This window comes from Mycobacterium europaeum, assembly GCF_002102155.1.
GTDB lineage: Bacteria > Actinomycetota > Actinomycetes > Mycobacteriales > Mycobacteriaceae > Mycobacterium > Mycobacterium europaeum.
The window spans coordinates 234,226-246,994 of sequence record NZ_LQOU01000010.1 but is presented as its reverse complement, the minus strand read 5'-3'; the positions used below and the strand labels follow the sequence as shown (position 1 = coordinate 246,994).

The window sequence follows — 12,769 nt, the reverse complement described above, 5'->3', positions numbered from 1 at the left end:
CTGACATGCTGTCAGACGCCCGCCGCCCTCGCAGGGCGACGCATAGCGATTTCCTACCCGGCGACTACGAGGCGGTGAGCCGGGCGATGGACCGCAACGGAATCGCCAACCAGTGCGGCCGGTGCCGCGCCTCATAGCCGGCCTCGTACACGGCCTTGTCCAGTTCGTAAGCGGCCAGCACGTCAGCCGAATCGCGCGGGTCGACCCCCGACGCGGCGGCGTACCCCTCGCAGAACGCGGTCCGGTTGCGCTCGACCCACTCGCGGGCGCGCGCGGCCAGTTGCTTGTCGTCCGCCTGGTCCACCAGTGGTCCGTACGCGGCGTATTCGAACGAGCGCAGCACGCCGGCCACGTCGCGCAGCGGTGAATCCGGTGCCCGGCGCTCATCGAGCGGCTGGCCCGGCTCGCCCTCGAAGTCGATCAGCAGCCAGCTTTCGGGGGTGCGCAGCACCTGGCCGAGGTGCAGGTCGCCGTGCACCCGCTGGACGGTGATCGCCTGATCGGCCAGCTTGGAGAACCGCTCCTCGATGGTCGCCGCGTACTCCCGCAGCTCGGGCACCTTCGCCACGGTCGACGACAGCCGCGCGAGCACGGTGTCGACCGGGAAGGCCGACTCCGCGGTGCCGAGCGACTCGGCCAGGGTGGCGTGCACGGAGGCCACGGCCTCGCCCAGCCGGCAGGACTCGCCGGCGAAGTCGCCGCCGACCTCGTGGGCGTACAAGTCGCCCTCCGCGAACAGGTCCCGCACGCTGGCGGTGGCCATCGCCCACCCTTCGGCGGCGTTGGACGCGAACTCGGTCACCATGCCGAGCGGCCACGCCGCGTCGGCCGTGCCGTCGGGGGCAGCCATCTCGTAGGTGCCCAGCAGCCGGGCCACGTGCGGGTTGCCGGCGCGGCCCAGCACCCGGTTCAGTTCGACGTCGGGGTTGATGCCGCTGCTGACGCGGCGAAACGCCTTGAATATCGCGGCCCGGTCGAAGATGACGCTGGTATTGCTCTGCTCGGCGTCGGACACGTGCGGCAACGCCTGAAGGGGCAGCTCGACGCCGGGCTCCTTGACGAACCTCACCTCGGTGCCCGACGCGGTACGCACGGCCGACGAGTCGATCAGCGACAGCAGAAACTGGGGTGCGTCCGTGTCGTACAGGCCGTCGAAACCGGTGCGGTCGCCGGCGGCGCCGATGGTGGCCACCGAGCTGTACTCGGAGACCGGCCCGGCATCCCATCGCACGATCACCTGGTAGCGCTCCGACGAGCCGTCGGCGTACTGGGCGTCGACCAGGACCAGGTCCAGGTCGTCGCGGAACGGGACGACGACGGCCGCCTCCGCGGAGGTGAGCTCCCGGTTTCGTCCGGCGTACCACCGTTGTTGTGGAAGCCAGTCGGACCAGGGCAGCTTGGCCGGCTCGGTCATCGGTACCCCCACCCCATCACTTCGCTCTGCATCGTCGCCAGCGCGCTCATGCGTCCTCCTCACATGCGGTCAGCTGGAACCAGTAGAAACCGTGGCCGGGCAATGTCAGCAGGTAGGGCAGGTGCCCGATCCGGGGAAATTCGACATGCCCGGTCAGTTCCACCGGTGTGCAACCGCTCCAGTGCTGCAGATTCAGTTCGATCGGCTGTGGGAACCGCGACAGATTGTTGACGCACAGCACCGTGTCCCCGCCCCCGGGCGCCTGGCGCACGAACGCCAGCACCGACGGGTTGGAGCCCCCCAACTCCTCGAACGTGCCGATCGCGAAGGCCTCGTGGCGGCGCCGCACGGCCAGCATCATGCGGGTGAAGTTGAGCAGCGACGTGGAGGTGTCGCGCTGGGCCTCCACGTTGACCGCCTGATAGCCGTAGACGGAGTCCTGGCTGGCCGGCAGGTACAGCCGGCCGGGGTTGGCCTTGGAGAAGCCGGCGTTGCGGTCCGGCGTCCACTGCATCGGGGTGCGCACGCCGTCGCGGTCACCCAGCCAGATGACGTCGCCCATGCCGATCTCGTCGCCGTAGTAGAGCACCGGCGAGCCGGGCAGCGACAGCAGCAGCGCGGTGAACAGCTCGATCTGGTTGCGGTCGTTGTCCAGCAGCGGCGCCAGGCGGCGCCGGATTCCCACGTTCGCCTTCATCCGCGGGTCCTTGGCGTACTCGGAGTACATGTAGTCGCGCTCTTCGTCGGTGACCATCTCGAGCGTCAACTCGTCGTGGTTGCGCAGGAAGATGCCCCATTGCGCCATGTCGGGGATCTCCGGCGTTTGCGCCAGGATCTCCGAGATCGGAATGCGCGACTCACGGCGAACCGCCATGAAGATGCGCGGCATCAGCGGGAAGTGGAACGCCATGTGGCACTCGTCGCCGCCGGTGGTGGGGTCGCCGAAGTACTCGACGACGTCGGCCGGCCACTGATTGGCCTCCGCCAGCAACACCCGGCCGGGGAACTCGTCGTCGACGACCTTGCGGACGCGTTTGAGGAAGGAGTGCGTCTCGGGCAGGTTCTCGCAGTTGGTGCCCTCCCGCTCGAACAGGTAGGGCACCGCGTCCAGCCGGAAGCCGTCGATGCCCAGGCCCAGCCAGAAGCGGATGACGTCGATCATGGCTTCCTGCACGGCCGGGTTGTCGTAGTTCAGGTCCGGCTGGTGGGAGAAGAAGCGGTGCCAGTAGAACTGGCGGCGCACCGGGTCGAAGGTCCAGTTGGACTCCTCGGTGTCGACGAAGATGATCCGGGCGTCGGTGTAGCGCTCGCTGGTATCGCTCCACACGTAGAAGTCGCCGTACGGGCCGTCGGGGTCGTGCCGCGACTCCTGGAACCAGGGGTGCGATTCCGACGTGTGGTTCATCACCAGGTCGGTGATGACCCGGATACCCCGCTCGTGCGCGGCGTTGAGCAACGCCACGAAATCCTCGACGGTGCCGAACTCGGGCAGCACCTTGTAGAAATCCCGGATGTCGTAGCCGCCATCGCGCAGCGGCGAATCGTAGAAAGGGGGCAGCCAGATGCAGTCGATGCCCAGCCATTGCAGGTAGTCCAGGCGCCCCAGAAGTCCGCGCAGATCACCCGAACCGTCGGCGTTGGCGTCGAAGAACGCCCGGACCAGCACCTCGTAGAACACGGCGTGCTTGAACCACGTCGGGTCGGTGGGCAGCGCGGCGGCGTTGTCGAAGTCGTCGGACTCGGGGTGCTCGACGACACCGTCCTGAACGTGACTACCCCCTGCGGGATGGTGCTCGACAGCTTCTCTTGCGTCGTTCATCAAATCCACGATGCCACGTGTACCCGAGGCGCGACATTCGGAATCACGCCCACCGACATGCGACGAAACTCGCTTGGCACCAACCGAATTGACCACCAAGCGCGCATCATCGGCGCGGGTATCAGGCCGGCGGCCCGTCGCCCAGCGTCACGTTGGTGGTGCGGTCGCCCCCGCCGGCGGAGCGGTAGTGCACCGCGATGTTGTCGCCGGGGTGGTGCGGGACGAGGACCTCCGTCATCGACGTGGCCCCGTTGATCGGGACGGTGTCGACCCCGGTGATGATGTCACCGGGCGAGATCCCGGCCCCCGCGGCGGGGCCGCCGGTCACCACGCGTTCGACACGCGCGCCGTTGCCGTTGCTGTCGGTGACGCCCAGGCCGAGGAACGCGGTCGGGCCGATGTGCACGGTGTTCGAGCCGGCGCCCGCCCTGATCTGCCCGGCCACGCCCATCGCGTGGCCGATCGGGATGGCGAAGCCCTGTCCCCCGCCCGACATCTTGTAGTTGTCGGTGGCGGCGGTGTTCACGCCGACCACCTGCCCGTCGCCGTTGACCATCGGTCCGCCCGAGTCGCCGGGCCTGATCGGCGTGTCGGCCTGGATCAGGCCGCCGAGCGACTCGTTGGCGCCGGTCAGGGTGTCGGTCGCCGAGACACTCTGGTTGAGCGCGATGACCTTGCCCGCGACGGCGCTGGGCGTTCCGCCCTGGCCGCCGGCGTTGCCCATCGCCACGACGGGCTGGCCCACCGCGACGCCGCCGCCGATGGCCGCGGTCGGGAGCCCGGCGGCGCCGCGCAGTTGCAGCACCGCGATGTCCTGGGTGCGGTCATAACCGACCACGTCGACGGCATACGTCTGGCCGTTGCCGACGTCGAAGGCGCTGATGTCCGTCGCGCCGGAGATGACGTGGTTGTTGGTCAGCACGACGCCGTTGGGGTCGATCACGATGCCGGTCCCGGCGCCCACCGCGTTGTTGTAGCCGAACTTGGTGTTGATGTTGACCACCTGCGGCCCGACCTGGCCGACCAGTGCCGCCGCATCGACCGGCGCCTGCGGCCGGGTGATCGGCGAGGCGCCCGCCGGTGCGATGCCCAAGCCGAGGCCCAACCCGACCACGGCCAGCATGCTCACCAACCATGACCACCACACCGAGCGGTGGTGCGCTTTGCTCATCCCGTCACCCTTCCTGCGTCGCGGAAAACACCGAACTGTCCCGGCCTTGGGGTCTGGGCGGCACAATCGTGTGTATATAACCGTAATGCAGGTAGCTATTCACGGCAGTGGCAAGGTTCTCATCAGCCACGATGGCCTCCCGTCCACCCCGATGACCGGCGCCTAGGCTGACACGGTGGTCGGATTCGACGCCAAGGCCAGCTTCGCTGAATCGCCGGTGGCCCGGCTGGCCACGATCACCCCGGCCGGCCTGCCCCACCTGGTTCCGGTGGTGTTCGCCGTCGCCGGGGACTCCCCCGACCTGGTGTACACCGCCGTCGACGCGAAACCCAAGACGACGCGGCGGCTGCGGCGGCTGGCGAACATCGCGCACGATCCCCACGTGAGCCTGCTCGTCGACCACTACGCCGACGACTGGACGCGGCTGTGGTGGGTACGGGCCGACGGCGCGGCCACCGTCCACACCGAGGGGCCGGCGATGGAGTCCGCCTACCGGCTCCTGCGGGCCAAATACCCGCAGTATCAATCCGTTTCGCTGGACGGACCGGTGATCGCCGTCGCCGTGCGCCGCTGGTCCAGCTGGCACGCCTGACGGCAACGCCCGCCATTGCGCCGGGCCGACGCAATTGTGGCCGGACCGTGGCCTTGTGTTGGGCCGCGGTTGGGGGAAAAGTTGCTTACGGACCCTGTGAGCTAGGACACACCGCACCGGGCGCGCCCCTCCGGTGATGCGGCCGGGGAGAACTGGAGGAACGTCATGGCGGACAAGGCGAGTGCGTCCCAGGGCGCGGCGGCCGCTCCCACCGCGAAGGGGCCCGGCGATGTGCGCAACGTCGTTCTGGTCGGTCCCTCGGGTGGCGGCAAGACCACCCTGGTCGAGGCGCTGTTGGTCGCCGGAGGGGTGCTGACCCGGGCGGGCTCGGTGACCGACGGCAGCACGGTCTGCGACTACGACGACGCCGAGATCCGCCAGCAGCGCTCCGTCGGTGTTGCCGTCGCCTCGCTGGCGCACGACGGCGTCAAGATCAACCTGGTCGACACCCCCGGGTACGCCGATTTCGTCGGCGAGTTGCGGGCCGGCCTGCGCGCCGCCGACTGCGCGCTGTTCGTGATCGCGGCCAACGAGGGCGTCGACGAACCCACCAAATCGCTCTGGCAGGAATGCGATCAGGTCGGCATGCCCCGCGCCGTGGTGATCACCAAGCTCGACCACACCCGCGCCAACTACGCCGAGGCCCTGGCGGCCGCGCAGAACGCCTTCGGCGACAAGGTGTTACCGCTTTACCTGCCGACCGGCATGCCGGCCTGCGAAGGCCTGATCGGCCTGCTGTCGCAGACGCGTTACCAATACGCCGGCGGCAGGCGAACCGCCCAGCCACCCGATCCGTCCGACGCCGCCCGGATCGAGGAAGCCCGCGGCACCCTGATCGAGGGCATCATCGAGGAATCCGAGGACGAGTCGCTGATGGATCGCTACCTCGGCGGTGAGTCCATCGACGAGGCGGCGCTCATCGAGGACCTGGAGCGGGCCGTGGCCCGGGCGTCGTTCTTCCCGGTCATCCCGGTGTGCAGCAGTACCGGTGTCGGCACCCTGGAGTTGCTGGAGGTCGCCACCCGGGGGTTCCCGTCGCCGATGGAACACCCGCTCCCCGAGGTGTTCACCCCGCAGGGCGCCCCCCACGCGACGCTGACCTGCGATCCCGACGCTCCCCTGCTCGCGGAGGTGGTGAAGACGACGTCGGACCCTTACGTCGGAAGGCTCAGCCTGGTCCGGGTGTTCTCCGGGACCATCAGGCCCGACACGACGGTTCATGTGTCGGGCCATTTTGCGTCGTTCTTCGGCTCCGTCAACGGCTCCAATTCCCATGGCGGCACGCACCCCGACCACGACGAAGACGAACGCGTCGGCGCCCTGTCGTTTCCGCTCGGCAAGCAGCAGCGCCCCGCGGCGGCCGTGGTGGCCGGCGATATCTGCGCGATCGGCAAGCTGAGCCGCGCCGAGACCGGCGACACGCTCTCGGACAAGGCGGAGCCGCTCGTGCTCAAACCGTGGACGATGCCCGAGCCGCTGCTGCCGGTCGCGATCCAGGCGCACGCCAAGACCGACGAGGACAAGCTGTCGGTGGGGCTGGGCCGGCTGGCCGCCGAGGACCCGACGCTGCGGATCGAGCAGAACCCCGAGACCCACCAGATCGTGTTGTGGTGCATGGGGGAAGCACACGCCGGTGTCGTCCTGGACGCGCTGGCCAACCGGTACGGCGTCACCGTGGACACCGTGGAGCTGCGGGTCCCGCTGCGCGAGACCTTCGGCGGCAAGGCGAAAGGCCACGGCCGGCACGTCAAACAATCCGGCGGGCACGGCCAGTACGCGGTGTGCGACATCGAGGTGGAACCGCTGCCGGAGGGCGCCGGATTCGAGTTCCTCGACAAGGTGGTCGGCGGGGCGGTGCCCCGGCAGTTCATCCCGAGTGTGGAGAAGGGTGTGCGCGCGCAGATGGAGAAGGGCGTGCATGCCGGCTACCCGGTGGTCGACATCCGGGTCACGCTGCTCGACGGCAAGGCGCACAGCGTCGACTCCTCCGATTTCGCGTTCCAGATGGCCGGGGCCCTGGCGCTGCGCGAGGCGGCCGCGGCGACGAAGGTGAGCCTGCTCGAGCCCATCGACGAGATCTCGGTGCTGGTGCCCGACGACTTCGTGGGCGCGGTGATGAGCGACCTGTCGGGTCGCCGCGGCCGGGTGCTCGGTACCGAGACCGCGGGCGAGCGCACGCTGGTCAGGGCCGAGGTGCCCCAGGTGGAGTTGACGCGCTACGCGATCGACCTGCGCTCGCTGGCCCACGGCGCCTCGTCGTTCACCCGGACCTTCGCCCGCTACGAACCCATGCCGGAGGCCGCGGCGACCCGGGTGAAGGCCACCGGCTGAACGTCAGGCCCCGCCCCCGAAGCGCTGGGCGACGGCGCGGCGGTCCAGCGAGCCCTTGGCGGTGTGGGGCAGCTCCGCGGCCTGCTCGAAGCTGGTCGGCACCTCGAAGGGGGCCAGGCGGTCGCGGGCGAACGACGCGAGTTCGTCCGGGGTCGGCGCGACGGATCCCCGGGGGACGATCACCGCGGCCACCGTCTCGCCGTACAGCGTGTCGGGCATCCCGAAGACGGCGACCTCCAGGACGTCGGGATGGCTGCCCAGCACGCCCTCGACGCGTTCGGGCGAGATCTTCTCCCCGCCCCGGTTGATGAGTTCCTTGATCCGGCCGCGGATGACCAGCTCACCGGCCGCCGACAGGGTGCCCAGGTCGCCCGTGCGCAGCCACCCGTCGGTGAAATTGGCGGCGGTGATCGCCGGTTCGCCGAGGTAGCCCCGGACCACGGTGGGCCCGTGCAGCCACACCTCGCCGACCTCACCGGGCGGCACGGGCCGGCCGTCGGTCCCGACGATCCGGATCTCCGGCCCGGTCGAGCGACCGACGAGACCGGGTGTGGCCGCGGGGTTCTCGGTGTGGCCGATTTCGGTCGTCGCCACCTGATGCGTGGCCTCGGTCATGCCGAAGGCGCACACCACCGGGGCCGAGAAGGTGTCCTGCAGGGCCTGCGCGGTTTCCGCGGTGAGCGGGGCGCTGCAACTGCGGATGAAGCGCAACGCGGCGTTGCCCGGCTGGTCGGTCCTGGCCCGCTCCAACAGGATCTGGTGAATCGTCGGGACCGCCGTGTACCAGGTGGCGCGGACGGCGTCGATGTCGTCCCAGAAGGTGTGCGCCGAGAACCGTCCGCGGGCCGGCAGCAGCACCGTGCCCCCGGACACCAGGGTCGCCAGCAGCGCGGCCAGCAGCCCGTGACCGTGGTAGAGCGGCATCACCGCCACGGTGGCGTCCCGGGGGCCGAGCCCGTATCCGGCGCTGATGGCGTGCACCGAGCCGGCGATGTTGCCGCGGGTCCACGGGACCATCTTCGGCACCCCGGTGGTTCCGCCGGTGAACATGATCATGGCGTCGTCCTCGCGGAGGCCCTCCGGCGTCGAAAACTGTTGCGCAGCGCCCGCGGTCGTGTCCAGGCTGACGGTCGGGGCACCACCACCGGTCGTCACCGCGAGTGGCCACCACGGCAGGTGCTGTCCCTCGTCGTCGCCCGGTGCGGCGCCGTCGATGAGGACCGCCCTGGCGCCCACGGCCTCGCTGCGTGCGCGCTGTTCGCCGACCGGCAGCGCCGGATCCAGCGGGACGGCGACCAGGTCGGCCCGTGAAGCGGCCAGCAGCCCGACGACGAACTCCGCGTTGCTTCCGGAGCGCAGCGCGACGCGGTCGCCCGGGCGCAGCCCGGCCCGGGCCAGCTGCCCCGCCAGGTCGTCGGCGAGCCAGAGCAGGTCGCGGTAGCTGACCGGCACCCGATCGGCGGTGACGACCAGCGCGGGGGTGTCCGGGGACCGGCCCCCCGCCTCCTCGACCAGATCGGCGATGCGTGCGCCCGCGGTGCGGGCCGAGCCCACGCCGCCGCCGATGATCTCTTCAGGCCTCGTCGTCCTCATCGCCGCGCTCCCTTTCGTCATTGTCTCGACAACATCCTGCTCGAACCATGCCCGGTGGCGTTGCCGCTCGTCCAATAGTGGTTCGCTCACGACCGATAACCGTTGGCTATCGACGCCGCCGGGCCGCCGCTGCCAGCGCCGATAGACGGCGTGAATCGCTGCATAGCGGTTCGGTCTTGGACAACCGGCGGGTGGCCGCGTCAGAGTATGGGCCGAGCCTTTACTTCAGCGGAAACACACACGAGGAGTCGCCCCATGACCGGGTCCACGCGTTTGATCGACGGCTTCCATCTGGTGGTGGACGCGCTCAAGGCCAACGACGTCGACACCATCTACGGGATCGTCGGCATCCCGATCACCGACCTGGCCCGCGTCGCGCAGGCGTCCGGAATCCGCTACATCGGCTTCCGCCAGGAGACCTCGGCCGGCAATGCCGCGGCCGCCGCCGGATTCCTGACCCGCCGGCCGGGCGTGTGCCTGACGACGTCCGGGCCCGGGTTCCTCAACGGGTTGCCCGCGCTGGCCAACGCCACCGTGAACTGCTTCCCGATGATCCAGATCTCGGGGTCCAGCAACCGGGCGCTGGTCGATCTGCAGCGCGGCGACTATCAGGACATCGACCAGCTCAACGCCGCACGGCCGTTCGCGAAGGCGGCCTATCGGATCGGCCGGGTCGAGGACATCGGGCGCGGCGTCGCGCGTGCCGTGCGCACCGCGATCTCCGGCCGTCCCGGCGGCGTCTACCTCGACATCCCCGGTGACGTGTTGGGGCAAGCGCTGGACGCCGCGGCGGCCGCGGACACAATCTGGCGGATCGTCGACCCGGCACCCCGGCAGCTGCCGGCGCCCGAGGCGGTCGAACGCGCGCTGCAGATGCTGGCCCAGGCGCGGCGACCGTTGATCGTGCTCGGCAAGGGCGCCGCATACGCCCAGGCCGACACCGTGATTCGCGAGTTCGTCGAGGCCACCGGGATTCCGTTCCTGCCGATGTCGATGGCCAAGGGGCTGCTGCCCGACTCCCACCCGCAGTCCGCGGCGGCCGCGCGGTCCCTGGCGATCGCCCGGGCGGACGTGGTCCTGCTCGTCGGCGCCCGGCTGAACTGGCTGCTGGACCACGGGGATTCGCCGCAGTGGTCCGCCGACGCCAAGTTCGTGCAGGTCGACATCGCGCCCTCGGAATTCGACAGCAATCAGCCGATCGCCGCGCCCCTGGTCGGCGACATCGGCTCGGTGATGTCGGCGCTGCGCGACGCAGTGGGCGCCCAGCCCATCAGGGTGCCCACGGAATGGACCGCGGAGCTGGCCGAGCGCGCGGCCCGCAACGACGCCAAGATGCGCGAGCGCCTGGCCGAGGACGCTCATCCCATGCGGTTCTACAACGCGCTCGCGGCGGTTCGGGCGGTGCTGCAGGAGAACCCGGACGTGTACGTGGTCAACGAGGGAGCCAACGCGCTTGACCTGGCCCGCAACGTGATCGGCATGGAGGTGCCGCGGCACCGGCTGGACACGGGAACCTGGGGTGTCATGGGCATCGGCATGGGTTACGCCATCGCCGCCGCCGTCGAAACGGGCCGGCCCGTCGTCGCGATCGAGGGTGACAGCGCATTCGGCTTCAGCGGCATGGAAGTCGAGACGATCTGCCGCTACCGGCTTCCGGTGACCGTGGTCATTCTCAACAACGGCGGCGTCTACCGGGGGGACGAATCCTCCAACGGAGCGGACCCGGCTCCCACCGTGCTGAACGCCCGGGCGCACCACGAGCTGATCGCGGAGGCCTTCGGCGGCAAGGGATATCACGTCACCACCCCTGCGGAACTGTGCTCGGCGCTGGCGGAGGCGATCGACTCCCGGAGCCCGTCGATCATCGACTGCGAGCTCGACCCCGCGGCGGGAGTGGAGAGCGGGCATCTGGCGAACCTGAACCCGACCAGCGCGGCCGCGACCGGAAAGGTCAGCGCCGGTGCGTGATTCGCGACAGCTGCACGTCGAAGAACTCGTTCAGCGACAACCCCTCGGCGGAGGCCGCCAGCGCGCGGGCGATCGGTGAACCCGGGCCGGCGGAATTGGTGGCCAGGACGATGTCGGCCTTGAGCACCGGATCAACCATTTCCACCGCGCGGACCTCCGGACCCAGCGGCGACGTCCACAACCAGGTGTGCGGCACGATGCACGCCCAACTCCCCGCGGCGACCTGAGCGAGTAACGAGGCGACGGAGTCGGTTTCGACCTGCGGGGCAACTTCGATGGCGTGGTCGGCGAAGGCTTTGTCGATGATCTGGCGATCCCGCATGTCAGGGGTGAGCAGCGCCAGCGGCAATTGCGCGGCCTCCGGCCAGGTCATCGTCGGCGCGGCGGACCCCAACATGTCCGCGGGCGACAACAGCACGTAGTGCTCCTGGTACAGCGGCACGAGGTTCATGTCATGGGCCTCGTCGGGCGCCACGTGCACGATCGCGGCATCCAGTTCGAATTCGCGGAGGCGCCGGTACAGTTCGGTGCCCGCCAGCCGGGACGAGATGTGCACCTTCGCCAACGGGTGCGCCGAGCAGAACGCCGAGAGCACCAGGGAGGCCGTCGTGGACGCGGTGGGCACGGTGCCGAGGCGCAGCATGCCGGTGATGCCCGATCGCACCGCGTGCACCTCGGCCTTGAAGGCGTCGTGCTCGGCGAGAATCCGCCTGGCCCACACCACCAACCGCTCCCCTTCGGGTGTGAGGCCCTCGAAGCTGTGCCCGCGATTGATCAGCGTGACGTTCAATTCGCGCTCCAGCTTGGCGATCGCCGCGGACAACGCGGGTTGGGACACGAAGCACTTCTCGGCGGCGCGGGCGAAGTGGCGCTCCTGCGCGACCGCAACGAAATACTCCAATTGTCGGAAGAGCACCCGCACCTCCTCGGCCCACAAAGTTTCGCTGAGGCTAGCGTCTCGCCGGCACGCCAGCCAGTCCGGCGAGCCGATCCACCACCGACCCATTCCCGGGCCGTCGCCCTCACCGGCGAACCGGCAAACGTTTGCTGAAAAGGGCGTGCGGGAACAGCCGGTAGAATACCGTCGTGGTAATCGCACCATCTCGAAGGGCGGGCGCTATGCGTCGAGGTGTTCGTTATCTATTTGTTATGGTCGCGATCACGGCGATGGTGCTCATCGGATCGACCGGTCGCAGCCACGCTTCCGTCCCGGCGCCGCAACCCGCCCCCTCGGTCGCCTCGGTTTTGCCGGCTGACGGCGCGGTGGTGGGCGTCGCACATCCGGTCGTGGTGACGTTCACCGCGCCGGTCGGCGATCGCGCCGCCGCCGAGCGGTCCATCCACGTCGCCTCGCCGAGCAACACGCCCGGACACTTCGAGTGGGTCGAGAACAACGTTGTGCAGTGGGCGCCCAACCGGTACTGGCCCGCCCACACCCACGTCTCGGTCGGCGTTCAGGCCCTGACGACGGGCTTCGACACCGGAGACGCGTTACTGGGCGTCGCCAGCATCTCCGCGCACACCTTCACCGTCAGCCGTAACGGCGAGGTGCTGCGCACCATGCCGGCCTCGATGGGCAAGCCCAGCCGGCCCACGCCGATCGGCAATTTCACGGCCCTGGAGAAGCAGCGCACCGTCGTCATGGACTCGCGGACCATCGGCATCCCGCTCAGCTCGCCCGAGGGATACAAGATCACCGCCCAATACGCCGTGCGCGTCACCTGGAGCGGCGTCTACGTGCACTCGGCGCCCTGGTCGGTCGACTCCCAGGGCTACGCCAACGTGAGTCATGGGTGCATCAACCTGAGTCCCGACAACGCCGCCTGGTACTTCAACCAGGTGAACGTCGGCGATCCCATTCAAGTCGTCGCCTGATTGCGG

The 12,769-nt window shown here is 69.5% G+C and carries 9 protein-coding genes; 4 read left to right on the top strand and 5 right to left on the bottom strand.

All coding sequences use genetic code 11. The features are described 5' to 3' along the window. Nucleotides 1-64: 64 nt before the first annotated feature. From AWC03_RS05155 to AWC03_RS05145, 3 genes are all read right to left on the bottom strand, one after another. Nucleotides 65-1,414, bottom strand: a complete 1,350-nt coding sequence (locus AWC03_RS05155) for a maltokinase N-terminal cap-like domain-containing protein (protein ID WP_085239422.1) — start codon at nucleotides 1,412-1,414, stop codon at nucleotides 65-67. Nucleotides 1,415-1,460: 46 nt separating this feature from the next. Then, nucleotides 1,461-3,233 (bottom strand): maltose alpha-D-glucosyltransferase, encoded by a 1,773-nt coding sequence (gene treS / locus AWC03_RS05150; protein ID WP_085239531.1) that lies wholly within the window; start codon nucleotides 3,231-3,233, stop codon nucleotides 1,461-1,463. A 121-nt stretch (nucleotides 3,234-3,354) separates the two neighbouring features. After that, on the bottom strand, nucleotides 3,355-4,404 hold the full coding sequence (locus AWC03_RS05145; RefSeq protein ID WP_085239421.1) for a S1C family serine protease: 1,050 nt from the start codon (nucleotides 4,402-4,404) through the stop codon (nucleotides 3,355-3,357). Nucleotides 4,405-4,579: 175 nt separating this feature from the next. On the opposite strand from AWC03_RS05145, the gene AWC03_RS05140 reads away from it, so the two are divergent. Both AWC03_RS05140 and AWC03_RS05135 read left to right on the top strand, forming a co-directional pair. Further along, nucleotides 4,580-4,996 carry a TIGR03668 family PPOX class F420-dependent oxidoreductase gene (locus AWC03_RS05140; RefSeq protein ID WP_085239420.1) on the top strand — a complete coding sequence of 139 codons (417 nt, stop codon included), beginning with the start codon at nucleotides 4,580-4,582 and terminating at the stop codon, nucleotides 4,994-4,996. 165 nt (nucleotides 4,997-5,161) lie between these two features. Further along, nucleotides 5,162-7,327 (top strand): elongation factor G-like protein EF-G2, encoded by a 2,166-nt coding sequence (locus tag AWC03_RS05135; RefSeq protein ID WP_085239419.1) that lies wholly within the window; start codon nucleotides 5,162-5,164, stop codon nucleotides 7,325-7,327. Nucleotides 7,328-7,330: 3 nt separating this feature from the next. Here AWC03_RS05135 and AWC03_RS05130 read toward each other — a convergent pair whose 3' ends face one another. Beyond that, the gene (locus AWC03_RS05130; RefSeq protein WP_085239418.1) at nucleotides 7,331-8,920 is read right to left on the bottom strand and encodes a FadD7 family fatty acid--CoA ligase; all 1,590 of its coding nucleotides are present in this window, start codon (nucleotides 8,918-8,920) and stop codon (nucleotides 7,331-7,333) included. Nucleotides 8,921-9,175: 255 nt separating this feature from the next. Here AWC03_RS05130 and oxc point away from each other — a divergent pair, with 255 nt between their 5' ends. Continuing rightward, a complete protein-coding gene (gene oxc, locus AWC03_RS05125; RefSeq protein ID WP_142278324.1) occupies nucleotides 9,176-10,888 on the top strand; it encodes an oxalyl-CoA decarboxylase in 1,713 nt (570 codons plus the stop codon). Here the strand turns inward: oxc and AWC03_RS05120 are convergent. Continuing rightward, nucleotides 10,872-11,804: a LysR family transcriptional regulator gene (locus AWC03_RS05120; protein WP_085239530.1), complete on the bottom strand. Its 933-nt coding sequence runs from the start codon at nucleotides 11,802-11,804 to the stop codon at nucleotides 10,872-10,874. The genes oxc and AWC03_RS05120 overlap by 17 nt on opposite strands. A 203-nt stretch (nucleotides 11,805-12,007) precedes the next feature. Here AWC03_RS05120 and AWC03_RS05115 point away from each other — a divergent pair, with 203 nt between their 5' ends. After that, the gene (locus AWC03_RS05115; protein WP_085239416.1) at nucleotides 12,008-12,763 is read left to right on the top strand and encodes a L,D-transpeptidase; all 756 of its coding nucleotides are present in this window, start codon (nucleotides 12,008-12,010) and stop codon (nucleotides 12,761-12,763) included. Nucleotides 12,764-12,769: the final 6 nt, after the last annotated feature.